Genomic DNA, 25,998 nt, shown 5'->3' with positions numbered 1-25,998 from the left:
AATATATTTTAAGGCGAAGCTCAACTCAGCTTCGCCTTTTTTCATAATTTCATTTAATATTATTTCTTATCATAACCATAATCCAGATATTCTTCTAATGTCTGATGTTGATTATGGATGTCTTTCGCATGTTTAAGGCCGACATATCTGAAATGCCAAGGTTCATATTGATAACCTGTAATATGTTCTTTACCTTTCGGATATCGAAGAATAAAACCATATTCATGCGCATGTTCAGCAAGCCATTTACCTTCAGGTGTTTCACCATATGCTTCTAAGAAATCTTTATTTCCTGGTGGTGTGCCCACATCGAAAGCTAAGCCTGTTTGATGTTCAGAAAAGCCAGGTCTAGCACTATATTTATCAGCGGCTTTCTGACCATCACGAGCCACATAACTATTATAAAGTCCAACTTGTTCTTGATAAGATCTGAATCCGCTGCGATAGACAATATTTAATCCTTCTTTTTTCGCATCTTGCATCATTTCATTTAAATGTTGTCTCGCTGTTTGATTTTCTCCACGATTATAGTGTTTTGAAATCGATACCTTTTTATTCACTAACATTAAACCATCAACAGTTGTCACACCATTTTTCTTGTTCACTTGATGTTGTTGTTTAGGGTGTAGTGCTTTTTTAGTTTCTTGTTGTGCTGATTGCTTGTTCTCCTTGTTGTCGTTTTGTTCTGATGTACTGCCGCAAGCTGTTAATAATAAACTAGCAGCCAAAGTACCCGCAATTAATTTATTCATCCCGTTATCACCTCATCAACTTTCACATCTATAGTATAGAACGCATAATATATTTTTCAACATCCTTTTATGAAACTTTAAAATACTTTCACAAAAGAAAAACCAAGCCATGGTTCTTCTTGACCACGGCTTGGTTTTATCATTATAAGTTATTTGATTGATGCTTATTTGCCTAGGAATGATTGGAACATCCAGTTGTGTTTATCAACTGAAGTTTGTAATGCGATTAACATATCTTGAGATACATCATCTTCTGCATCTCCTGCAACTTCTACTGCTTTAGCAAGTTGTTCAGAAATGTTAGTGAAGTCTTTAGAAATTGATTGAACCATATCTTCAGCAGTTTTTTCTGATTCTGCTTCATCTACAATTGCTACATCTAAGCTATTTTTCAATGTCGCAACTGGACTGCCGCCGATTGCTAAGATACGTTCTGCTAATTCATCAATGTGTTCACTTGCTTCGTTATATAATTCTTCAAATTTAACGTGTAATGAGAAGAAATGAGGACCTTTCACAAACCAATGGAAGTTGTGAATTTTTGTATATAATACTGTCCAGTTTGCTACTTGTTCGTTTAATACATTTACTACATCTTGTTTATTTGCCATAAAAATAATCGCTCCTTTAAGTTGTCGTTTTCTCTCTTTGTAATAGTTATTATATTATAATCATTATAATCTGTAAAGCTATATCTCCTCTAATTTAAAATTATTATAAACTAGAGTTCTAAGATGTTGTATCTGCTTTCTCTATTACTTTACCCTGCTTGGAAGCTTTTAACACATTAATAACACTTATTACTAAGCCATTTAAAAGGATGTGACATTTAATGCTTGTCCATTATAAACAAGTAGTTTATTTTATTTTCATTCTCAATTAAATATTCTTAGGCAATTCAATAAAGAATGAGCGTTCATAATCAGTAGGTTCTTGCCATTCTGCATGCCACATCTTATCTCGGTTATTCGCAAATAAATCATAACCGAAGTCACGCAATGGTTTCGGTACAAGTGTTAATAGGACACCTATCCATTTTTCTTCTGTTAATGACATCAACAATTTTGCGATAGCTGTAGATTTGAAATAAAGATGTTCCCCTTCTTGCAGTACGACAGTATTCATTTTTAATATACCTGGATGTCTGCGTTCTAATTCTTGGCCTGCAGTACCTTTTAATGTCGCAAACTCATAACTTTTAGATAAACCGTGTCTAATTAACCATATCGCATAGTTATAGCAATACACACAGTTTGCATCATAATAAATAATCGGCATTCTATTACTCCTTTCTCGTTCAGTCTTTTATCTATTATTTAATATACCCGTTTAGAATCACCATTAATTTTTCATTAAAAAAAGTCTTAGATGGGACGTAACCCTCTAAGACTCATATCTATATTAGTCGTGATTTACTTTGACAATTCGTGCATATTTTAAGAATTGTTCTGAGTATTTTTGTTTAATCGTTTCTAAATCATCATATGTGACACCGATGATATGCCAGTTTGGATTAAAGTGATAGAAAGAATCTTTATCACGTGACCATCTGATCATAGAACCATCTCGATTATAACGTGGCAATGTCACTTCATAGCCTTCTAACACATTGATATACGTTTGGAAAATATCTGGATCAATACGATTGAAGTTATCAATGACTAAATAACTGCGATCTGTTCTCGGCATCAATTCTGTAATGAAACCTTCTCTGTAATAAAGCGCTCCTGCTTCATTTGGTAAATACTTTCCGTATAACATATCTTCAGAGAAGTCAGGATGTCCTGTGGTAATAACAGGTTTTGCATTGGTTTTTTGTAGTAGATTCTCTGCAGCTTTTAAGCCTTCTGCACGATCTTTATCTTGAATCACTAATAAAATAAATGGTTTAATTTCATCTTCTGTTTGTGCTACAGCATCATCTTTTTTGATGGCTTCAAATTGTGGTTTCACACTATCATTGCGACTCATTTCAAGAATCGCATCGAATTGTGCTTGAGACATACTTGCGATGGCCTGTTTGGCATTTTCTTGTAAGTAGTACAAGTTCTTTAATCTTGGATGTTTATTTAACGTCGCTAAATTTACCGGATTGATATCTTCATCATAGCGGACTTCAATTGCGGTACTATTTGTACGTCCTTGAATTGGCGGCAACTCACGAATATGTTGTGTTACTTCACCTAAACCTACCACAGAATGATCCGCATTACGGTTATAAAAAACAAGTTTATCGCCAATTTCAAGTTGCGTGTAGTAATGATAGCCGTTACGTTTAATCCCGTTGAACGTATGTGTAAATAATGTATACGTTTCACCCGGTTCAAAGTCTTTGGTTTCAGCTAAGAAGAAGTATCTCGGCACTTGTGTAGTCCCTTTACCAAGTTGTTCAATTAATTCAAATTCTTCTTTAGCGATTTGATTGAACAATGTTTCTTTCATATTATTGATACGAAATTCTAACTGTTCACTGCGTTTTAAGTAATCTGCAGTTAATGGTTTCAAAGCTTCAGTTAAACGAAATTGTACGCGGATTTTGTGTTGTGCACCTGTTTGGACACTGATGATTTCACCGCTTCCAAGCAAACCAGCATCTGTTTGAACTTGATAAAAGATAACTTTATCACCTGGTTTTGCTTTTTTAAATGCTCGAAAGCCTTGCGTAGGATTGAATTGTGCCCCTGATTCAAACAATGTCGTCTGACCTACTAAAGGTTCATTATGATTCCAACGATTATAACCGCAGTTCAGCCAGAAATAGTTTGTTTCTTCACTCATTTTGATACTGCTCCTTCTTCATAAATATATTGATTTAAGTGCAATATACGCATTTCGCGGCTGTTAGCTTCAACCCTATATTGCAAATCTCATTCTAGCTATTTATATCAAATGCCTCTCTTTGATACAAGTCAAACTCATTATCTCGGCATTAGTAAAATTGCCATCAACGGCATGAAATTAATTAAAAATCCGCCTAACTTCAACATGTTGCTCGTTTGTTTATCTGGAATAGTAAGTAATACACATAGAATTCCTAAAATTGAAAACGCAGCTGGAATCATCAAGTTTGGATACTTAGGGAAATTCATAAAGACCCCTGCACCTGACAAAATACCGCAAATTAAAGTGATATATAAAAACTTGCGCATGCTGTTACACCTCTGTTTCTTTAAACATACGTAATCATAACTGTTAAGTCACCTTCAAAGATGTTATCTAAATCCTCAGATGTCAGTATAAAACTGCTGCCTGACGCAATTTCATAAACATCACCATCTGTAATCAATTGGCCTTCGCCATGTAACACTGTGACTAAACAAAACTCTCTTGGCTTCATATAATTTAATGTTCCTGTGATTTCCCATTTAACGACTGTAAAGGCATCATGTGTAATGTATGTTGTTCGTTTATGATTCTCAATAATTTCTGATTCTGGTATCACATTCGGACTATCTTCACGAACTTCAACGACATCTTTGGCTTTATCGATATGCATCTCACGCGGTTGTCCTTGTGCATCTACACGTTCATAATCATAAATACGATATGTGACATCAGAAGCTTGTGTTACTTCATACACGACTAATCCTTTACCAATCGCATGGACAATACCATTAGGTACGAAGAAAAAGTCACCTGCTTGAACTGGGATATGTTTAAATAAATCCTGGTGTTCACCTTGATCTAAAGCTTCTACAAAGTCATCTTTAGACTCTGTATTCAAACCATAGATAATTTCAGCATCTTCATCCGCTTCAATAATGTACCAGCATTCCTTTTTACCGAAATCACCGTCTTCATGCTCATAGGCATAAGCAGTATCTGGATGTACTTGTACCGACAATGCTTCTTGTGCATCTATCATTTTAACCATTAATGGAAATTGCGCACTTGGAAAATCTCCAAATAATTCTTTATGTGTTTGCCAAACATAGCTAAGTGTTTGACCTTTAAATGGACCATTTGAAATGACACTGTCACCATGTTGGTGCGCAGAAATCGTCCATATTTCTCCAATATCTGATTCAGGTAATGAATAACCATATTTTGATAAATGGTGACTCCCCCAAATTCTTTCTTTAAAAATCGGGTCTAAAAACAATGGCATTGAAACTGTCCACCTCCGCTACTTTTTCAAACCGTACCTTACTATGTATCGATATTTTTATCTCTGATTTCTTGATGGATTCATTCATGTTAGCGTTATCTAGCATATTATAACAATATTTTGTTCAGGGTGGTAGTATCCATAATTTTTTTACAAAACTTAATCATCAAAATTTCAATCAATGTATGTTTTTTTCACATTCTTTTTTATACTTTTGATATTTTTTATCATTTTCTCTATTAAATCTACATTTTCTGTTAATTATTGCTTGTGCTAGCTGTCTGTTACCCTTTATAATAGAAGTATGTTAATAATACCTTAACATATGCTACATAAGGTAATAAAAATGATTAATATCGAACGGGTTGCTGATGCAGCTCACACTGATAAAAAATTTGCATAAGGACCTAAGCCCTGGAAAAGCTTAGGTCTTTTTAAATACAGAGAAATCCCCGAGTCATACTGTTAATTGTATGGTTCGGGGATTTATGCATTTTTATATAATTAATTTATGGTTTCTAGATATCTTCTACAACAATATAAGCCGCTTTCACTGGACCATGTACACCCACAACTAAATTCATTTCGATATCAGCTGAGTTAGATGGACCAGTAATGAAGTTTACACATGATGGGAAACGTGCATCTTCTTGGTTTTTATCGAATAAGCCGTCTGCTGCTTGAGTAAATCTTGGAACAATATTCGATTTAGGAATAATCGCAATATAAGTTTCAGGCATTAAACTTACTGCACGACCGCGTCCTTTGCCTGAAAATAGCACGATTGTGCCGCTTTCACTTAAACAATAATCACTGAAAGTAATACCCACTTGTGCAGTTTGTGCTGCTGCTTTACTTTCTTCAGGACGTGCTTCATCCCATACTGTTGTTTCAAATGCGCTTAAATCAATGTGGTATTGATCAAAGCGTGGATCATCAAAACGTACAACTGGGTTGCCGCCAAACTGTTCAATTGTTTCTTTCAATGTTTCATTCAATTGTGCTGTAGTTGTTTTCACAAATGCAGTATGAATGTTTTTACATTCTTGTTCTAAGTGGTCGACTAATTCATCTTGTGATAAGTCAGATAAAGTTTTGTATTGTGGTTGAACTGACCATTCAGGTTTGATGACTTTCTCTGGTGTTTTACGTTCTAAGGCGTTTTGAATATTTGCTAGGAATTTGTCTTTATTAGAAACTGAACCAGTCATTAGTGATTACCCTCTTTCTGTTTCAAATGTTCTTTCATCCAGTGATTGAAACGTTCTTTTTCAGGTGTTGGGAAATCTCTGGATTGTGTCCAAGCGTGTAATGGTTTTGGACCTTTTTCAACCCAACCGTCTTTATTCGCAAACGGTTTGAGGGCTGGTCCTGCCATTTTGATACTATATTGGAAAAGATGCGGTTTAGTTGTACCGATACCGAAACCTTTCATAACCAGACGTTCACCTAATGCTGATTTTTTAAGTTCTTCTGCTTCGACTTGACGGTGTTTTAAGAGTAAGTCGTGAAGCGGAATTTTAACTGGACATGCTTCAGAACATGCGGCACATAGTGATGATGCATATGGTAATTGACCATATTCTTCATAACCGCCGAGTAATGGTGATAAAACTGCACCGACTGGTCCTGGATAAATAGAACCATAACTGTGGCCGCCTGAATGACGGTACACTGGACATACGTTCATACATGCACCACAACGGATACATTGTAAGATTTCTTGGAATTGTGTACCTAAAATTGTTGAACGTCCATTATCTACGATAACTAAATGGAATTCTTCTGGTCCGTCGATTTCACCTTCACCACGAGGACCTGTTAATGTAGTGACGTAACTTGGTAATTTTTGACCTACTGCACTACGAGATAACATACCGACTAATACTTCCATTTCTTTAAATGATGGTACGATACGTTCCATACCCATAACTGTGATTTGTGTTTTAGGTACAGTTGTAGACATACGTGCATTACCTTCATTGGTAACTAAGCAGAAGCTGCCACTATCAGCAACCGCAAAGTTACATCCTGTAATACCGACTTCTGCAGCTAAGAATTTTTCACGCATAATTTTACGTACAAAGCGTGCCATTTCTGTCGGATCATCAGTACCTTCATAGCCTTCTTTCGCATGTAACACACGACGGATTTGACCGCGGTTTTTATGCAATGCAGGTGCAACGATATGTGATGGCGGATCTTCTTCATCAATTTGTAGTAAATATTCACCTAAGTCAGTTTCAACAACTTCAGCCCCTGTATCTTGTAGGACATGGTTCATATTGATTTCTTCAGTAACCATGGATTTTGACTTCACGATTTTTTTTAGCATTTTTCTTTTTAACTACTTCAGCAATATAGTTAGAAGCTTCTTCTTTTGTTTCTGCGAAGTATACATGACCGCCAAGTTTCGCAACATTTTCAGATAACTGATTCAAATAATAATCTAAGTTTTCTAATGTATGTTGACGAATTTCTGCAGAAAGTTGACGCCATTCTTCCCAGTTGCCAAGTTCTTCTTGTGCTTTTAATTTTTTAACTCTTAAGCCATCTTGTGCAGAACTTACCGCACCACGCATGAATTTATTTTGTTTCTCAACTTTGAAGGCTTCTTTGAATGTTTTTTCTCCGATACGCATACCCATCTTAATGCACCACCCCTTCAAGTTGATGATTCAACACTTCCGCAATATGAAGTACTTTTACTTTACTATTGATACGTTTTAAACGTCCTTCGATATTCATTAAACAGCTGGCATCAGCACCGATTAAGTAATCAGCCCCTGTTTCATCAACGCAATGTGCTTTTTCATCAACCATTTCACTAGAGACATCAGCCATTTTTACAGCGAATGTACCACCGAAACCGCAGCAGTTATAATACTGAGGTAATTCTACTAATTCTAATCCTTTCACATGACTTAATAGTTCTTTCGGTTCATTCACAACGCCTAATACACGTGTGATATGACAAGATGGATGAATTGTTGCTTTACCTTCTAATGATGCACCAACATCTGTTACACCTAATACATTAACGATAAATTGAGTAAGCTCATAAGATTTATCTGCCAATGCGATAGCTTCTTTATGCATTACAGGATCCTTTTCAAATAAACTTGGATAATGTTTAAACATAGTAATACAAGAACCAGATGGTGCGACAACATAATCTGAATCTTTAAATGCTTTAATCATTTGTTTAGCTGATTGTCTTGCATCATCAAAATAACCTGAGTTGTAAGCTGGTTGTCCGCAGCATACTTGTGCTGTTGGATAATCTACTTCACAGCCTAATCTTTCAAGCAATTCCACTGTCGCAACACCAATGCGTGTATGGAAAGCTTCAACTAAACAAGTTGAGAATAAACTGACTTTCATATTTTACACCCTTTCCCCGCTCGCGCATGTTACGTGAACGTATATGCCCTATTAAATTTTTAATGATTTCTAGATTCTTAATCATGAAAGCAGCAGTAATCATCCCCACAACAATTACTGTTTAGATTAAGAATAGAAACGATTACTCGTACATTATAGCGCTATTTAAACATCTAGTCATCAGATGTTTAACAATTTGTTCAAACTTTTTTGATTTCGCGAACAGTTTTTAAGCAAAATAAAAACAAGCCTCTATTTCATGAGACTTGTTCCTAATGTTTATTTTTGGCGAATATTTTCTAGAATTGTATCACGTACTTCTGCTAAATGTGATTTCATTTGTTGAACAGCTTTATCTGAATCTTGTTGTTCAATCGCTTGATATATCTTTTGATGTTCTTCATATAAACGGCGTAATGCTTTCTCTTTATCAAATAAATACACTCTGCGCGTTTCTTTCATTGTTTCTTGAATCACATCAGAAATATTATTCAATAAATCAAATAACATATCATTTTGTGCTGATCTGGCAATTGCTAAATGGAACTTTAAATCAGCCGCTTCACCTGATGTTCCATCACCTACTGCTTTCTGCATCAATTGCAATGCAGAAGATAACGCTTCTAAATCTTCATCAGTTCGATGTGTCGCAGCTTTTTGTACTGTCGCAAGTTCCACAACTTCTCGTAACTCTAATAAGTCTTCAATTTGTTTGCGCGTCAAACTTGATTCATTCAAATCAAAGAACACCGGTTCTTTTTTAGTCACGAACGTCCCATAGCCTTGTTTGATTTCAATGACCCCGATTGTACGTAACGCATTAAAAGCTTCTCGTACAGATGCCACACTGACACCGTAGTCTTTTGCTAGCGCTTGAATGGAAGGCAATTTGTCCCCGACAGCATATTCACCAGATTTAATTTGTTCTAACAAGATGTCGGCAATTTTTTCATATATCTTTGTTTTCGAAATTTTCATCGACTTTTGACCTCCATAGTTTTATCTTCTTAATTATAACAAATTCCTTCATAAACTTACTATATTACATATAAAAAAGAAGGCCATCAAAGACCTTCCTAAACAAATTTTATAATCATGATTATTTGTTTTGATAATATTGAGTCAACGCTGTATCAATTGCTTCATCGCCACTAACGACTTGGAATTCTCCGCCTTGATATGCTTTGTCGCTCAAGACATTTACTATGACAGATGCAACGTCTTCACGTGGCACACTGCCCGCTTCTTCTAACTGAGCAGCAATCGTTACTTTGCCAGTACCTGGATCATCTAATAAAGCACCAGGATGCACAATCGTATAGTACAAGCCTGAATCACGTAAATGATTATCTGCATAATGTTTCGCAATAGTATAAGGTTTTAGTTCTGGTACACTATCAAACGCTTCACGACGAGAATCAAATGTAGAAACCATCACAAAGTGTTTCACGCCTGCTTGTTTACTTGCTTCAATAGCTTTAACTGCACCATCTAAATCAACAATGATTGTTTTATCTGCACCAGTACTACCACCTGAACCAACAGAAAAGACCACTTGTTCAAAGCCTTTGAATTTCTTTGTAAGGTCATCAATCGTATCATTTTCAACATCTACAAGTTCTGCTTGATAACCTTCTTCTTTTGCTTTACTCACTTGTTCTTCTTTACGATAAGCTGCTGTTACATCTTGGTTTGCTTCTTTTAATTGTTTTACTGCATAATGGCCAACACCACCATTGGCACCTAAGAATAAAATACTCAACGACTTCACTCCTTATCTGTTTTAACTCTTTTTATTAGTTATATGCTATGACTGTTCCCTTCATTTGTTAACCCAAAACAGACATTGTTTTCTGATATTGACTTATACATACAATCGATGTACATTATATATGAATACATGTTCATATATTAATAAGAGGAGTGGAAGTAATGTCACATCAAGAATTAAGCGGCCGTACACTCGCACAAGTGACGGAGATTTTCAAAGCCTTAAGTGAACCCAACCGTATCCGAATTATGCACTTACTTGAACAAGGACCTTGCAGTGTAGGTCACATCAGCCATACGCTCAAACTTTCGCAGTCAAATGTGTCGCATCAATTAAAGGTACTGCGTCATGCTGAATTAGTTAAAGATCAACGACAAGGTCAATCTAAAATTTATATGCTTGATGATCAACACGTAGTTACACTGCTTTCACAAGCCATCCATCATGCAGAGCACCCGGTTGATTAGAAAGGAAGTTTTATTATGAATCATTCTCATGAACATGCACATCATCATCACCATCATCATGTGCATACCGACAACAAACGTGTTTTAGCTTTTTCTTTTATTATTATCGCATCCTTTATGGTCGTTGAATTAATCGGAGGATTCTTTGCGAACAGTTTAGCCTTGCTATCAGATGGTGTACATATGCTTAGTGATGCCTTTTCTCTTGGCTTAGCATTATTCGCATTTAAATATGCTGAACGTCATGCGACCATGAACATGACCTTTGGTTATAAACGTTTTGAAATCTTAGCTGCTTTATTTAATGGTGTTTTATTACTCGTTATCAGTATCGGCATTATGATTGAAGCCATTCGAAGATTTGCAGCACCTCCTGAAGTCCTTTCTACTGAAATGTTTATCATCAGTGTCATTGGTTTAGTGGTCAACATTGTAGTGGCTTGGATTATGTTGCGTGGCGGAGATACGGAACATAATATTAATATGCGCGGCGCATTCTTACATGTCTTAGGTGATTTACTTGGTTCATTAGGTGCGATTGTTGCCGCATTCTTAATTTGGGCTTTCCATTTTACTATCGCTGATCCTATTGCAAGTATGTTGGTGTCTTTATTACTCCTTAAAAGTAGTTACGGTTTAATCAAAGATTCACTTAATATCTTGATGGAAGGTACACCCAAAGATATCGATATTGATCAAGTGGTTGAAACGGTACGTGCTGAAACAGAAATCCAAAATGTGCATGACTGTCATATTTGGACGATTTCTAATGATTTAAATGCATTCAGTTGTCATGCAGTCGTAAGTGATACATTATCTATCAAAGAGTGCGAGGCATTGCTTAAACGTATTGAACATCAATTAAACGAACTTAATGTGCATCATATGACGATTCAATTAGAGTCTGACCAAAATGAACATAGTCGCGAAACATTATGTTCACATGTCGTGACACCTTAAAACATTCAAATGAATATTTATATGATATTAAAAAACGACGTCTCAGCAATCACTGAAACGTCGTTTTTTTAGTCTGTTGTTAATAAGCGTTCTCTATTGAATAAATTTATCAAATATCAATTGTTGGCCTGGCACATCTTTTTGTTCGAAGCCATCAATGAAACGTGTATTATCATAAGCTACTCTGACATGTTCGATATTGAATTGTTCAGGTGTAATAGTCACAATACCATATACTGTATAAGGTGCACGATTCAATCCTACTGAACCTGGATTAAAGTAAGCAACATCTTCATAAATAAAATGATGCAACGTATGATTATGACCGAATAGAATCAAATCCGCTTCTTTATCTTTAAATAGATGTGACATATGCGATGCTGTCGGTTCAACAATTGGACTGAACGGCACTTTATCTATAGGTTGTTCTAACATCATATTTTCAATTTCATAATGAATACCTAATACTTTTTGGCCGGCCACTTCTAAGTTAAACGTTCTCGGTAATTGATTTAAATACTCGTAATACTGTGGGTTTAAATGTTCAGCAATCCAATGATGATGTTCGTAAAACTTATCTTTTAAATCTTCTGGATATGGTGTTTGATTGATGACTGACATAATTGCTTCGTCATGGTTGCCTGCAATTGATGTAATATCATCGCGTGAAGTGACCATACCTAAAACTTCATTCGTATTATGACCGATTCCAATAATATCTCCTAAATTGTAAATATGATCAATATCCCCTCTTCTATCAATGTCTCTTAAGACTGTAGCCAATGCATCCATGTTTCCGTGGACATCTGTAAATACTGCAAATTTCATACTATCACCCTCATTAAAGTTTATAATGAAACAAAACATTACATTTTGCTTATAATCTTGATTTTTTAATTTGAAACCAAGCATTTTTTTGATATTGTGTTTATATCATATCAAAGGAGTGCTAAGCCATTGTTTAAATTTCATAAACATGCAATACAAAACGCAAAACCGCAAAATGTTAAAATAGCTCTTTTTAGTATTCTAACATTTATTGTCTTTCTATTACTGACTGGATTGACATTACAGCCGTTAACACAGAGTATCTCGATGTTTATTATGGCGATGATGTATCAATCTATGTCACCGCAAATTTTATTACCGGTGATTATCAGTCTTATCATACCATTAGCTTTCTTTATTTTTGTTGGATATCACCTGGCTGCAGGTGCCATCAATATTATTTATAAAGGTATCCATAAAGAAAAAGTTAGTTTGCTTGATGCTTTAGAAGCATTTAAAAAAGGCAGCTATTTAAGAGCTGTTAAATTAGCATTGTTTACTTTACTCTTTATCGCGATACTGAGTCTGATTCGTTACTTACTGACTCAATTGTTCAGTTTAGGTATCGGAGCGTTGTTGAGAAGCGGACAAAGTTACTTTATGGAACATGTCGGTGTATACATCGCTGTTCAATTGATCGCGCTAACTATTTTAGCGATTGTATTATCATTCTTTATTTGGACATTCACATACATCATGATTGCATATACAGTCGCATACTTTAAAGACCGTCAGGCCGGTGCATTCCAAGATGTTAAACACGCATTTAAATCTATGAAAAATGGTCATCATTCATGGTTCAAACTATTACTTGGACTTGTAGTATTAGATTTAATTGTTATTATTCTAGAAACACCTGTTTCTCAACTTGTCGCATTCTCTACAAGAAGTATTTCACAAAATGTGGCAGGCGTTTTAACAGTTGTTTTACTAGTCATTATTATCATCGTACGAATTGTCGTTTATTACTTAAACGTTAATGCGATTATCGCATTCTTCAGTACAGTGACTGATGGGGTTGTACCTCACCGTGCACCTTCTCGTCAACAACGTAAACAACAAGCAAAAGCAGAACAAAAAGAACAAGAAGAAACAACAGCTCCTGTTAAAGAAACAGAAACGAAAGAAACTGCAAAAGAAAATGATAAAGAAGTTTATCAAGATACAACTTTTGATCACTTACAATCAAAGAATAAAGAGATTGATGAACGTTCTGATGAATTTAAAAAATAAGCAATAAGAAAGCGTATGAAGGAATTATAACAAGTCCTTCATACGCTTTTTCTATTTATTGATTCAAAAGATTAGATTCTAAATAACGTGCTGCACCATCTTCATCATTTGTATAAGAAGTGACGTCTTTTGTCAGTGCTTGAATTTCAGGGCGTGCGTTTTTCATTGCGACTGTATAATGACCGAAAGCAAACATAGAACGGTCGTTATCACTGTCACCAATTACAAGTGTATCTGATTGAGGAATATTAAAGTGTTCAATCATTTCTTTAATACCTGTTCCTTTATCGATACCTTCTGCCATTGTTTCTGCATTAAAACGTGATGAGTTGGAAACTGTGATTTCTAGTTGTTTCTGTTCATCAATTAAATGTTCTCTGAATTTCGTGATTTTCTCTAAATCTGGTGTGAACATATAAATTTTAGAAAATTGCATTTGCGGTAATGTATCTACCCAGTTCACGTTGCCATTTAAAGCATGCTTACGAGAATTCCATTCACTGATACCTACATTATTCGGTGGTGTATCGCCTGCACAAGTTGCTTCAATCCATTCACGGTCTTCTTTTAAAATCATACGCTTACCGCTAAATGGAAAGACTTCATAATAAATATGTTGTGCTTTAGCACTTTCTACAATTTCAGTTACTGCTTCATATGTCAGACTATGTTCAAAAATAGTGACACCCTCTGCGTCTCCTCTTGTACCGTTAGATGAGATAACACCATCAATTTCAAAGTTTTCAGGTGTTAAATGTTCAATTTCATCAAATGAACGTCCTGTCGCAATAAAGACTTTGTATCCATTTTGACGTAATTGTTTGATTGTTTCTGTTGTTTTATCTGATACTCTATTATTTTCTTGTAAAATCGTTCCATCCATATCTAAGAATATCGCTTTTACATTATCCATTACTTTTCCTCCAAGTTGTTGTTATCGCCTTGATTATGGCATTTTCAGACTGTTTTCGCAACTTTCTTCAAGTAAAAAACTGCCACTCTGCAAAGAGAATGACAGTTTCGTTAATAATCAATTATTCTACTGTGACTGATTTTGCTAAATTACGTGGTTTATCCACATCTAAATCACGGTGTAATGCTGCATAGTATGCAATCAATTGTAATGGAACCACAGATACAAGTGGTGTTAACAATTCATTTACTTGAGGAATGACATAAGTGTCCCCTGCTTTGTTTAATCCATCCATTGAGATAATGCAAGTATGCGCACCACGTGCAGCAACTTCTTTAACGTTACCGCGAATTGATAGATTAACATTCTCTTGTGTTGCTAAAGCAATCACTGGTGTTTGATCTTCAATTAAAGCAATTGTACCGTGTTTTAATTCTCCGCCAGCAAATCCTTCTGCTTGAATATATGAAATTTCTTTTAATTTTAATGCACCTTCTAAGCTGACATTATAGTCAATTGTACGACCGATAAAGAAGGCATTACGAGTAGTTGCTAAGAAATCTTTCGCAATTTGTTCCATGTATTCAGCATCGTCTACAATTGCTTCCATCGCATTTGCGACTTTCGCAAGTTCTTGTAATAAGTCTACAGTTTCTTCTTGGCCATGACGTTTAGCCACAATTTGAGACAAGATAGCAAGTACTGCAATTTGTGCTGTATAAGCTTTTGTAGAAGCTACAGCGATTTCTGGTCCAGCATGTAATAATAATGTATGGTCCGCTTCACGTGAAAGTGTTGAACCTGGTACGTTTGTTACTGTTAATGCTTTATGACCACGTTTTTTCATTTCAACTAATACAGCACGACTGTCTGCTGTTTCACCTGATTGTGAAATATAGATGAATAATGGTTTTTTAGATAATAATGGTGTGTTATATACGAATTCAGAAGCGACATGTACTTCTGTTGGGACACCTGCCCATTTTTCGATAAATTCTTTACCTACTAAACCTGCATGATAACTTGTACCTGCTGCGATAATATAAATACGGTCAGCTTGTGCGACTTCATCGATAATCGCATTGTCCATTTTCAAGTCGCCGTTGTCATCTTGATATTCTTGAATAATACGACGCATAACTGCAGGTTGTTCATGAATTTCTTTTAACATGTAATGATCATAAACACCTTTTTCAGCATCAGCCGCATCGATTTCAGCAGTGTACGTTTCACGATCTTGTACATTGCCATCTAAATCTTTGATTTCAACTAAATCGCGTTTAACAATAACAATTTCATGATCGTGAATTTCTTTATATTCATTTGTTACTTGCAACATTGCTAAAGCATCTGATGCAACAACGTTGAATTTTTCACCAACACCGATTAATAATGGTGATTTATTTTTCGCCACGTAGATTGTATCGTGGTCTTCTTCGTCTAATAATGCTAAGGCATAAGAACCATGTAGTAATTTAACGACTTTAGTGAAAGCTTCTTCAGTAGATAAGCCTTCATTTGAGAAATGTTCTACTAATTGTACGATAACTTCAGTATCTGTTTCAGATAAGAAATTCACATCTGATACGTACTGATCACGTAATTCTTCATAGTTTTCAATCACACCATTGTGAACTAAAGTAAAGCGTTTAGATGCTGATTGATGCGGATGAGAGTTTTCATAGTTCGGCACACCATGTGTCGCCCAACGTGTATGACCAATTCCTACTGTTCCATCTACATCACTGTTGTCAGCTACATTTCTTAAATCTGCAATACGACCTTTTTCTTTAAATACTGTCGTACCTTCATCATTCACAAGTGCAATTCCTGCAGAGTCATAACCTCTGTACTCTAATTTCTCTAAGCCTTTTAACAATACTTCTTTCGCATTATCATATCCGATATATCCTACAATTCCACACATAATTCAATTCCTCCGTATTCTTCATTCCTAACGGTTACCCTTTTCACGGGGGAATCTTTCAGTTTCATATTAAATTTTTTTGTATCGAATATAAATTGATGCCGCCTAAATTTACTTTATAGAGTCCCTTCTCACTTGAACTCTACAAAATAGACGTACTAATCCCCTTGTGTGAGTACCGTTCAAAAATATAAACTTGGGTCTGTTTACAAACTTTGTGCATCGAGTCACCTCAATGTTTTACCTTGTAAACTTACGACTGACCTTATCCGAGACAGCATCCGCCGATAATCCGATCACTGTCTTCCTCGTCGACAATTTAAAGCTATGCTTGCTATTACATCTTCTGCTCTAAGATATAAATCTACGCAAATTCCAGCTTGTCATTGTACGGGCGCTATAATTATGGTTTAACCTGTCTATCCCCCTTTTACACGTAATATAAGTATTTTACAATGAGTGATTTTATAAATGCAACTATTTTCACAACCTGTATCCGCTTACACTCTAAAGTTTTTTGCTAACTGCAAATTTTTTCTATTTCAAATTATGTTTCTACTATTATATATAGGCTATTTTATAAATGTCATTATCTCTGTGACAAAGTACCATTTAGATTAGATTGTAACCGCATCCATGTCAGTCTTAAAATTGAGCTATATCAAAGTTATTAAGAGAGGTGGATGACAATGTCAAATTCACAGGAAAATAAAGGGATTGGACGTAAGGTCCAAGCATTCGGCTCATTTCTGAGCAGTATGATTATGCCAAATATCGGTGCATTTATCGCGTGGGGCTTTATTGCAGCGATCTTCATTGATAATGGTTGGTTACCTAACAAAGATTTAGCTGAATTAGCAGGACCAATGATTACTTATCTGATCCCATTACTAATTGCTTTCAGCGGTGGACGTCTGATTCATGATTTACGCGGTGGTATTATCGCAGCTACTGCAACGATGGGGGTTATTGTTGCACTGCCTGATACACCAATGTTACTCGGCGCAATGATTATGGGGCCGCTTGTTGGTTGGCTTATGAAGAAAACAGATGAATTCATCCAACCTAGAACACCACAAGGATTCGAGATGTTATTCAATAATTTCTCTGCTGGTATTTTAGGTTTCATCATGACTATTTTCGGTTTTAAGATTTTAGCACCTATTATGAAGTTAATTATGCATCTTTTATCTGTTGGTGTAGAAGCATTAGTACATGCACATTTATTACCGTTAGTCAGCATTATTGTTGAACCAGCAAAAATTGTGTTCTTAAATAATGCAATCAACCATGGTGTCTTCACACCACTTGGTGCAGACCAAGCTTCACATGTAGGTCAATCTATTTTATATACAATTGAATCTAACCCTGGACCAGGTATTGGTGTCCTTCTCGCATACATGATTTTTGGTAAAGGTACTGCCAAAGCAACATCTTATGGTGCTGGTATCATTCAATTCTTTGGTGGGATTCATGAAATTTACTTCCCATACGTATTGATGAGACCTTTCTTATTCGTAGCAGTTATTTTAGGCGGTATGACAGGTGTAGCAACTTATTCATTATTAGACTTTGGATTTAAAACACCTGCTTCACCAGGATCAATCATTGTTTATATTATCAACGCACCTAAAGGTGAATTCTTAAGCATGATTATTGGTGTACTTTTAGCAGCACTTGTTTCATTCGTGGTTTCTGCTTTAATCTTGAAATTTACGAAAGACCCTAAACAAGATCTTGCAGACGCTACAGCTAAAATGGAAGCTACTAAAGGTAAAAAATCAAGTGTTGCATCTAAATTAAGTAGTAATACAGAAAGCAAATCTAATGAGCAGACACAAGCCGCTTCAACTTCACAAGTTGATGGTGATGCCCTTTTAGACAAATACAACACTGAAGATGTCGACGCACACAATTACAATAATGTTCAACATGTCATTTTTGCTTGTGACGCAGGCATGGGTTCTAGTGCTATGGGTGCCAGCATGTTAAGAAACAAGTTCAAGAAAGCTGGTCTTGAAAACATTGAAGTGACTAACACAGCGATTAATCAATTACCAAGCGATGCAGAACTTGTTATTACTCAGAAAAAATTAACAGATCGCGCTATCAAGCAAGTACCTGATGCGATTCATATTTCAGTAGAGAACTTCTTGAACTCGCCTAAATATGAAGAATTGATTAATAACTTGAAAGAAGACCAAAATGGTTCAACTACAACTGCTTCAGCAACAAACAGCCAAGAAGACTTGACTGAACAATACAACACTGAAGATGTTGATGCTCATAACTATGACAATATTAATCATGTTATTTTCGCATGTGATGCAGGTATGGGTTCTAGTGCTATGGGCGCCAGCATGTTACGTAACAAGTTCAAGAAAGCTGGTCTTGATCATATCAAGGTCACTAACACAGCGATCAACCAATTACCAAGTGATGCACAACTTGTAATTACGCAAAATAAATTGACAGACCGTGCTATCAAACAAGCACCCAATGCTGTTCATATTTCGGTGGATAATTTCTTGAACTCGCCTAAATATGAAGAATTGATTAATAACCTTAAAGAAGACCAACAATAGATTAGAACTTCTTTAAAAAGGAATGCAGGTGAGGCCTATGTTGTTAAGCAACAGAGAAAAAGCAATCTTAGAGTTACTCATTAAATCGCACGGCCAATATATGACTATTTATGATATTGCACAACAACTCGCCGTTTCATCACGTACGATACACCGTGAACTTAAAATTTTAGAACAAGATTTGTCTGAACTAAATTTACAAATCGATAGAATTCCCAATAAAGGTATCCAGTTAGAAGGTTCACAAGCAGCAATTGCTAAACTCCAAACAGAGCTTAGCAACATTGCTGCTTTAGACCTGACAACTGCTGAACAAAAAACCATTATTTTATATGCATTGATACAAAGTAGAGAACCTATAAAGCAATATAGTTTAGCACATGAAATTGGTGTTGCTCAGACTACGTTGACAAAGTTGCTCGATGAATTAGAACAAGATGCATCAGAATACCAACTCGAATTAGAACGACGACGAGGTGCTGGTGTCAGCTTAAATGGTTCAGAAGCAAAGAAACGCGAGATGTTGAGTCATCTTATGGTTGAAAATTTAAATAGCACCAGTGTTTACTCGGTCATAGAAAATCACTTTGTATATCAATCATTAAACACTTCTCAACTTTCAATGGTAGAACTTGATCATATTTTCCAAGTTGAGCGTGTATTAATGGATTACCTTAGTGCTCTACCCTATACATTGACAGAAGCGAGTTATTTAACGCTGACTGTTCATATTGTATTGAGCATTGACCGCATTAAACACGGTGAAAATGTTTCTATTGACGAAACGATTTATCAATCAGTCAAAGATACAGAGGAATATAACATTGCTTCCTCATTAACTAAACAACTATCACACATTTATGACGTAACTTTCAACAAAGCAGAAATCACTTTTATTACGATACATTTACGCGGTGCTAAAAGAAAACACGAAGACTATCAATCTGAAGAACTGTTAGATAACAATTACAAAATCCAACAATTGATTCACCTGGTAGAAGAAAGTTCTCAATATTCATTTGTAAATAAATCGAATTTAGCTGCGGGGTTAAAATTACATTTAATACCTGCGATGAACCGTTTAAACGCTAATATTGAAACACATAATCCTCTGACAGAGATGATTAAAAATAAATATCCAAAACTTTATAACAGTGTCTCAAATAGTTTATCGAAGATTTGGCCTGAGCTTTACTTTCCAGATAGTGAAATTACTTTTGTTGTTTTGCATTTTGGGGGTTCACTAAAAGCTAATAGTCTACCAGATTATCATGTGTTAGTTGTATGTAGTTCTGGTATAGGTACCAGTCGTGTGCTAGCCACACGCTTACAACAAACTTTTCCAGAAATTACACAAACTAAGCAAGCATCATTAAGTGATTTAAAACAATTAAATCTCAATGCTTATGATGGTATTATTTCTACTTTAGCATTAGATATTAATGAACATTATATTCAAGTCAATCCATTATTACCGGATGCAGATATCAAATATGTTTCTAACTACTTGAACACACAAGCAAACGAAAACAGAGTGACTTCTAGTTCATCAAGCAAGATTTCATCTTTAAATCAGGATCAGATTATTGAGACCATTCAAAGGTATTTGGATGTGATTGAAAATATTTATGTTGAAGATGCAACAATCACAAATTGGCAAGATTATTTAGCGAAACGATTAGCTAAACATAAAAGTATTCTAAGCAAATCACAATTTAAACAAGTATTAAAAACATATGCAGAGGATAGAAGCATTACATTAGCTCCCTATCCTATAGGACTACCACATCTAAAACATGCGCTGATTGTAAAGCCAATGGTATTAATTACAAGGTTAAAACAACCATTAACTATCGTTGAACAAAATCAAGAACATACCATCAATTATTTAATCAGCATGTTTTTACCAGAAGATAGCCCATCCTCACCTATCGTTAGTGCCATTTCAGAAGTAATTACATGTAATTTACATCGAATTGATGAATTAATGCAAAATCCTAACGAAATTATAGATGAGATGAAGAAGGCTTTTATTAGAGAAACAAAACAAATTTTATTAACGGAGTGATTATTTATGTCAGAACTATTCAGTAATGAAAATATCTTTTTAAATCAATCTTTCAAGAACCAAGAAGAAGCTATTGAAAAAGCTGGACAAGCTTTAATAGACGCTGGTGCTGTAACTGATTCTTATATTCAAGCGATGAAAGATAGAGAAGAAGTTGTTTCTACTTACATGGGTAATGGTTTAGCGATTCCTCATGGTACAGAAGAAGCAAAAAATGCAGTATTGCAATCAGGACTTACATTACTACAAGTACCTGACGGTGTTCAATGGGGAGACGAAACTGCTAAAGTCATCGTTGGTATTGCCGGTAAAGATGGCGAGCATTTAGATTTATTATCTAAAATCGCAATTACTTTCAGCGAAGAAGAAAATGTTGAACGTATTTTAAATGCACAAAGTGCTGAAGAAATTAAAGCTGTCTTTGAGGAGGCTGATGCATAATGAAAGCAGTACATTTTGGTGCAGGTAATATTGGTCGAGGATTTATCGGCCAAATCTTATCTGAAAACAATGTAGATGTCACTTTCTCAGATGTTAACGCTGAGATTGTAGATGCATTAAATCAAGACCAAGCATACCAAGTTATTCTTGCAGACGAAGATAAAACAACTACGACAATTAATGGCGTTGATGCAATTAACTCAAAAGATAATCCACAAAAATTACATGATGCCTTATTAGAAGCGGATATTATTACTACAGCTGTAGGTGTTAATCTGTTACCGATTATCGCAAAATCCATTGCACCTGCACTTCAAGAAAGAACAAAACCTGTAAATGTAGTTGCCTGTGAAAATGCAATTATGGCAACAGATACATTAAAATCTGCAGTACTTTCAATTACAGGTCCTCTATCAGATGAAATTCATTTCGCTAATTCAGCAGTGGATCGTATTGTTCCAAAACAAACACAAGATAATATTTTAGATGTGTTAGTTGAACCTTTCTTTGAATGGGTTGTTGAAAAAGATGCTTGGTATGGTAAAGAGTTAGAACACATTAAATATGTTGACGATTTAACACCATATATTGAACGTAAATTAATGACAGTTAATACTGGTCACGCTTATTTAGCTTATGCCGGTCAATATCATGGCTATCAAACAGTACTAGAAGCTGTAGAAGACCGTAATATTGAAGAAGGCCTACGTCAAGTATTGAGTGAAACAAGCCAATATATTACTGAAGTATTTGGATTCTCTCAAGATGAACAACGAGCTTATGTAGAAAAAATAATCAATCGTTTCAAAAATCCATATCTTTCAGATGATGTAACAAGAGTTGGTAGAGGTACTTTACGTAAAATTGGTCCTAAAGATCGTATAATTAAGCCACTTGCTTATCTTTATGATAAAGACTTAGAACATCAAGGTTTAGTTCAAGCAGCTGCTTACTTGCTTAAATATCATGATAAAAATGATGAAGAGACAGTTAAGAAAGATGAATACATTGAGAAGCATGGAGCAATGGATTTCTTAGAAGAATATGCACAAATTAATGAACCACTTGCGGAAGAAATCAATGATGTTTATCTAGAACTTTAATAGATATAGATTTAGACTGAAGCTATTTTAAACAGCTTCAGTCTATTTTTGTACCACAAATCAAAAAACTGAGACTTTCTTACCAGTCTCAGTTCTTCAAAGTTAATTATTCATTTAAACCCATTTTTTCTTTAACTACATCTGCAATTTGTTGTGCATAGCTTTCAGCTTTTTCATCTGTTGCAGCTTCTACCATTACACGTACTAATGGCTCTGTACCTGAAGGACGTACTAAAATGCGTCCTTCACCGTTCATGTCAGCTTCTACGCGGTCCATTTCTGCCTTAACATCAGCATTATCAGTCACTGCATATTTATCTGTTACACGTACGTTAATTAATGATTGTGGGTATTTTTTCATTTGTTCAGCAAGTTCGCTTAATGGTTTACCTGTTAATTTCACAACAGCTGCTAATTGTACACCTGTTAATAAACCATCACCTGTAGTATTGTAGTCCATCATTACGATGTGGCCTGATTGTTCACCACCAAGGTTGTAATTACCTCTACGCATTTCTTCTACTACATAACGGTCGCCAACTTTAGTTTTATTAGATTTGATGCCTTCTGCTTCTAATGCTTTGTAGAAACCTAAGTTACTCATAACAGTAGAAACAATCATGTTGTCGTTCAATTCTTGGTTTTTAGACATTTCTTGACCAATAATGAACATGATTTGGTCACCATCAACAATGTTACCTTTTTCATCGACAGCAATTAAACGGTCTCCATCTCCATCAAAAGCTAAACCAAAATCGCTTTCAGTTTCCACAACTGTTTGCGCTAAAGCTTCAGGATGCGTTGATCCGACACCGTCATTGATATTGTAGCCGTCTGGGCTGCAACCAATAACTTCTGTATCAGCTTCTAAATCACCGAATAAGAATGGTGCAAGTTGTGATGTTGAACCATTTGCGCCATCTAACGCAATTTTTAAACCTTCAAAATTAACATCGACAGTTGATTTTATATAGCTTAAGTATTTTTGAGTACCTTCGAAGTAGTCCGAATACTGAACAATATCATTTCCGATTGGACGTGGTAAGTCAGGATTTTCTTCGTCTAATAGTGCTTCAATTTCTTGTTCTTGATCATCAGATAATTTAAAGCCGTCTGAGCCGAAGAATTTAATTCCATTATCTGCCACTGGATTATGAGAAGCTGAAATCATAACACCTAATTCAGCATCCATTTCTTTTGTTAAGTATGCTACACCTGGTGTAGAAATAACGCCTAATCGCATTACTTCAGCACCGATAGAAATTAAACCTGCGATTAACGCAAATTCCAACATTTCCCCAGAAACACGTGTATCACGTCCTACAAGGACTTGTGGATGCTTCTTGTCTTCATTGTGCGCTAAAACATAACCGCCGTATCTACCTAGTTTAAAAGCCAGCTCTGGAGTTAATTCTTCGTTTGCTACACCTCTGACTCCGTCTGTCCCAAAATATTTGCCCATTTCAAAATTCTCCTTTAATGCTTAATTTATTTCGCTGATATAGTAGCTTTGATATCGCCCGCATCAGCATCTTTAACTTTGTCAGGTAATTCCATCTTCACAGCAGCTTCATCTGAATTTTCGAAGTCTGCTAAATCAACCACTGCTGTTACACTATGGATATCACTTAACTCATCTCTATTTCCAAAAATTTCAATTTGTTGTTTAGACAAATTAACATTATCAGCATTTAACTTAGAATTTGATTTACCGATAACTTTCTTTTTAATATCTACTTTCTTGCTGTAAGGTTCTAACTCTACAGTAATATTAACAGTGCTTGGTTTTGTAATCACATCAAGTTTCTTCAAGTTTTTATCAAAAGCTACAATTTCACCGACATCTGTTGTATCGTCGTTGATATCTGTATCATTTTTGAATGTTGCTTTTAAGTAAGCAATACTATCTACTTGATGTTGTCCACCTATCACTTTAACTTTCTTTGGTGTCACAGTTTGATTTTTGATTTGATAGTTAGAATTGATGTACGATTCACTCACATCAGGCGTTACTGTCATCATCTTTGTTACTTTCTTCTCAAGATTAACAGTCGCTTGTTTAGGATTAACAGTACCCTCTACTTCATTATCCAAACCTTTAATAACGTAATCAACTTTGTGACGACCTAATGATGTTTTAGTTAGATCTAATTCGACTTTAATGTCATCTGATTGTTCTGCTTTCAACACTTTGGATTGTGTACCTTTAATTTGAACGTCTACGCTGTCAGGTATGCCTGAAGCGTATAAATTTTTACTGTTATATGTAGCTTCTACAGGTACATTCGAAATTGTGCGTGTTGAAGTTTGTGATAGTTTAGATGTTCCAAAGATATCTCCAAAGACATTGTTCACTGTTAAAAAGAAAGCTAATGCTAAGACAAATGCTACAAATCTTAAACCCCATTTGCTCTCAAACATTCTACTTCACGCCTTTCTTTGGAAGTCTTGTATCAAACCAATGTTCAGCTAATAATTCTTCAAAGACTTCTAGTGAGATGTCTTTACGTAATTTTCCATCAAACGTTACAGAAATAGAACCAGTTTCTTCAGATACCACTGCGGTAAATGCATCAGAAACTTCTGAGATACCTACTGCAGCACGGTGTCTTGTTCCTAAACTCTTTGAAATCTTAGAACTATCAGAAAGTGGTAAATAACAAGCAGCACTTGCAATCTTTGTTCCTTGAATAATCATTGCACCATCATGCAACGGTGTATTAGGAATAAAGACATTCGTCAAAAGCTCTTGTGAAATATCAGAATCCATTGGTATACCTGTCTCAATGTAATCTTGAAGACCTGTCTTTTTCTCAAACACAATTAAAGCACCAATTCTTCGTTTGGCCATGTATTGTACTGCTCCGCCAACTGCTTTAATCAATTTCTCTTGATCTGCTGATGAATTAGCAACATAGCGTTTAAACAGGTTACCTCTACCTAACTGCTCAAGTGCACGTCTGATTTCTGGTTGGAAGATCACAATGATAGCTAAGAACCCCCATTGGATAACCATATCAAACAATCTTGCAGTAGTAGTCAAGTCTAAAGCAGCACTGACCCAACGACCAATTACAATAACAATGATACCTTTGAGTAGTTGGATTGCTTTAGTACCTTTGAATACTGTGATTAACAGATAAATCACATACCAGACTATAAGCAAGTCTAGAATACTTGTTATTAACTTTACCGTATTGAAATTTTCAAAAATGCCGCCAAAATTCATAGCATCTCCTCCGGTAACCTAATTACAATGAATGCTGTATGATTGATTATTACAGCGCTCATACATATAAATTATAGCATACATCCCCCTTTAGCTTAGAATAAAAATACATACACAATTGAATTATATACTTGAATTCAAATAGCAAAGGAAAAAATGCAATAAAAAAAGCACCCTTATCACAAGGGTGCAAGAGTGAGCCATAGAGGATTCGAACCTCTGACCCTCT

The 25,998-nt window shown here is 35.4% G+C and carries 23 protein-coding genes and 1 pseudogene; 7 read left to right on the top strand and 17 right to left on the bottom strand.

The features are described from left to right. Positions 1–59: 59 nt before the first annotated feature. From HMPREF3270_RS11235 to HMPREF3270_RS11185, 11 genes and pseudogenes are all read right to left on the bottom strand, one after another. Complete coding sequence (locus tag HMPREF3270_RS11235) at positions 60–752, bottom strand: D-alanyl-D-alanine carboxypeptidase family protein (protein ID WP_070848203.1); 693 nt, start codon at positions 750–752, stop codon at positions 60–62. 164 nt (positions 753–916) lie between these two features. Further along, positions 917–1,363 carry a Dps family protein gene (locus HMPREF3270_RS11230; protein ID WP_002481819.1) on the bottom strand — a complete coding sequence of 149 codons (447 nt, stop codon included), beginning with the start codon at positions 1,361–1,363 and terminating at the stop codon, positions 917–919. Positions 1,364–1,631: 268 nt separating this feature from the next. Continuing rightward, positions 1,632–2,030, bottom strand: coding sequence for a thiol-disulfide oxidoreductase DCC family protein (locus HMPREF3270_RS11225; RefSeq protein WP_070848204.1), 399 nt, complete (start codon positions 2,028–2,030; stop codon positions 1,632–1,634). A gap of 123 nt (positions 2,031–2,153) precedes the next feature. Beyond that, positions 2,154–3,530 (bottom strand): EVE domain-containing protein, encoded by a 1,377-nt coding sequence (locus HMPREF3270_RS11220; protein ID WP_023016316.1) that lies wholly within the window; start codon positions 3,528–3,530, stop codon positions 2,154–2,156. Between the two features lie 140 nt (positions 3,531–3,670). After that, on the bottom strand, positions 3,671–3,901 hold the full coding sequence (locus tag HMPREF3270_RS11215; RefSeq protein WP_002481822.1) for a hypothetical protein: 231 nt from the start codon (positions 3,899–3,901) through the stop codon (positions 3,671–3,673). Positions 3,902–3,921: 20 nt separating this feature from the next. Next, positions 3,922–4,860: a mannose-6-phosphate isomerase, class I gene (gene manA, locus HMPREF3270_RS11210; RefSeq protein ID WP_070848205.1), complete on the bottom strand. Its 939-nt coding sequence runs from the start codon at positions 4,858–4,860 to the stop codon at positions 3,922–3,924. Between the two features lie 518 nt (positions 4,861–5,378). Continuing rightward, a complete protein-coding gene (locus HMPREF3270_RS11205; protein WP_023016319.1) occupies positions 5,379–6,071 on the bottom strand; it encodes a LutC/YkgG family protein in 693 nt (230 codons plus the stop codon). Beyond that, positions 6,071–7,508: pseudogene (locus HMPREF3270_RS11200) on the bottom strand (LutB/LldF family L-lactate oxidation iron-sulfur protein). The gene HMPREF3270_RS11205 and the pseudogene HMPREF3270_RS11200 overlap by 1 nt, the downstream one beginning before the upstream one ends. A 1-nt stretch (position 7,509) precedes the next feature. Beyond that, the gene (locus HMPREF3270_RS11195) at positions 7,510–8,244 is read right to left on the bottom strand and encodes a (Fe-S)-binding protein (protein WP_070848206.1); all 735 of its coding nucleotides are present in this window, start codon (positions 8,242–8,244) and stop codon (positions 7,510–7,512) included. A 279-nt stretch (positions 8,245–8,523) separates the two neighbouring features. Next, a complete protein-coding gene (locus tag HMPREF3270_RS11190; protein WP_070848207.1) occupies positions 8,524–9,222 on the bottom strand; it encodes a FadR/GntR family transcriptional regulator in 699 nt (232 codons plus the stop codon). A gap of 121 nt (positions 9,223–9,343) precedes the next feature. After that, entirely contained in the window at positions 9,344–10,006 is a 663-nt protein-coding gene (locus tag HMPREF3270_RS11185) for an SDR family oxidoreductase (protein ID WP_070848208.1), read from the bottom strand. Between the two features lie 170 nt (positions 10,007–10,176). Here HMPREF3270_RS11185 and HMPREF3270_RS11180 point away from each other — a divergent pair, with 170 nt between their 5' ends. Both HMPREF3270_RS11180 and HMPREF3270_RS11175 read left to right on the top strand, forming a co-directional pair. Further along, complete coding sequence (locus HMPREF3270_RS11180; protein WP_070848209.1) at positions 10,177–10,482, top strand: ArsR/SmtB family transcription factor; 306 nt, start codon at positions 10,177–10,179, stop codon at positions 10,480–10,482. Between the two features lie 12 nt (positions 10,483–10,494). Next, positions 10,495–11,442: a cation diffusion facilitator family transporter gene (locus HMPREF3270_RS11175; RefSeq protein ID WP_070848210.1), complete on the top strand. Its 948-nt coding sequence runs from the start codon at positions 10,495–10,497 to the stop codon at positions 11,440–11,442. Positions 11,443–11,535: 93 nt separating this feature from the next. Here the strand turns inward: HMPREF3270_RS11175 and HMPREF3270_RS11170 are convergent, their stop codons facing one another. After that, positions 11,536–12,270 (bottom strand): metallophosphoesterase family protein, encoded by a 735-nt coding sequence (locus HMPREF3270_RS11170; RefSeq protein WP_070848211.1) that lies wholly within the window; start codon positions 12,268–12,270, stop codon positions 11,536–11,538. 129 nt (positions 12,271–12,399) lie between these two features. On the opposite strand from HMPREF3270_RS11170, the gene HMPREF3270_RS11165 reads away from it, so the two are divergent. Beyond that, entirely contained in the window at positions 12,400–13,503 is a 1,104-nt protein-coding gene (locus tag HMPREF3270_RS11165; protein WP_070626511.1) for a hypothetical protein, read from the top strand. 55 nt (positions 13,504–13,558) lie between these two features. Here HMPREF3270_RS11165 and HMPREF3270_RS11160 read toward each other — a convergent pair whose 3' ends face one another. Further along, positions 13,559–14,416 (bottom strand): HAD family hydrolase, encoded by an 858-nt coding sequence (locus tag HMPREF3270_RS11160; protein ID WP_002481832.1) that lies wholly within the window; start codon positions 14,414–14,416, stop codon positions 13,559–13,561. 121 nt (positions 14,417–14,537) lie between these two features. Beyond that, positions 14,538–16,343, bottom strand: a complete 1,806-nt coding sequence (gene glmS, locus HMPREF3270_RS11155) for a glutamine--fructose-6-phosphate transaminase (isomerizing) (protein ID WP_070848212.1) — start codon at positions 16,341–16,343, stop codon at positions 14,538–14,540. 689 nt (positions 16,344–17,032) lie between these two features. Here glmS and HMPREF3270_RS11150 point away from each other — a divergent pair. From HMPREF3270_RS11150 to HMPREF3270_RS11135, 4 genes are read left to right on the top strand one after another with little or no spacing between them, the layout of a single operon-like run. Further along, complete coding sequence (locus tag HMPREF3270_RS11150; protein WP_070848213.1) at positions 17,033–18,928, top strand: PTS mannitol transporter subunit IIBC; 1,896 nt, start codon at positions 17,033–17,035, stop codon at positions 18,926–18,928. 37 nt (positions 18,929–18,965) lie between these two features. Then, a complete protein-coding gene (locus HMPREF3270_RS11145) occupies positions 18,966–20,996 on the top strand; it encodes a BglG family transcription antiterminator (protein ID WP_070848214.1) in 2,031 nt (676 codons plus the stop codon). Positions 20,997–21,002: 6 nt separating this feature from the next. Continuing rightward, positions 21,003–21,437 (top strand): PTS mannitol transporter subunit IIA, encoded by a 435-nt coding sequence (locus HMPREF3270_RS11140; RefSeq protein ID WP_002481836.1) that lies wholly within the window; start codon positions 21,003–21,005, stop codon positions 21,435–21,437. Next, entirely contained in the window at positions 21,437–22,540 is a 1,104-nt protein-coding gene (locus tag HMPREF3270_RS11135; protein WP_070626515.1) for a mannitol-1-phosphate 5-dehydrogenase, read from the top strand. Before HMPREF3270_RS11140 ends, HMPREF3270_RS11135 begins: the two co-directional genes overlap by 1 nt. A gap of 106 nt (positions 22,541–22,646) precedes the next feature. On the opposite strand, the gene glmM is transcribed toward HMPREF3270_RS11135, so the two are convergent. Genes glmM through cdaA form a run of 3 tightly spaced genes read right to left on the bottom strand, consistent with a single transcriptional unit; the run spans position 22,647 to position 25,769 of the window. After that, the gene (glmM, locus tag HMPREF3270_RS11130) at positions 22,647–24,002 is read right to left on the bottom strand and encodes a phosphoglucosamine mutase (protein WP_002481838.1); all 1,356 of its coding nucleotides are present in this window, start codon (positions 24,000–24,002) and stop codon (positions 22,647–22,649) included. Positions 24,003–24,028: 26 nt separating this feature from the next. Beyond that, positions 24,029–24,961 (bottom strand): CdaR family protein, encoded by a 933-nt coding sequence (locus HMPREF3270_RS11125; protein WP_070626516.1) that lies wholly within the window; start codon positions 24,959–24,961, stop codon positions 24,029–24,031. Position 24,962: 1 nt separating this feature from the next. Next, positions 24,963–25,769, bottom strand: a complete 807-nt coding sequence (gene cdaA / locus HMPREF3270_RS11120) for a diadenylate cyclase CdaA (RefSeq protein ID WP_002481840.1) — start codon at positions 25,767–25,769, stop codon at positions 24,963–24,965. Between the last annotated feature and the right edge of the window lie 229 nt (positions 25,770–25,998).

Origin of the sequence: Staphylococcus sp. HMSC65H10, assembly GCF_001839185.1 — a bacterium.
Taxonomy (GTDB): domain Bacteria; phylum Bacillota; class Bacilli; order Staphylococcales; family Staphylococcaceae; genus Staphylococcus; species Staphylococcus simulans.
This window is presented reverse-complemented; position numbering and strand designations above follow the sequence as displayed.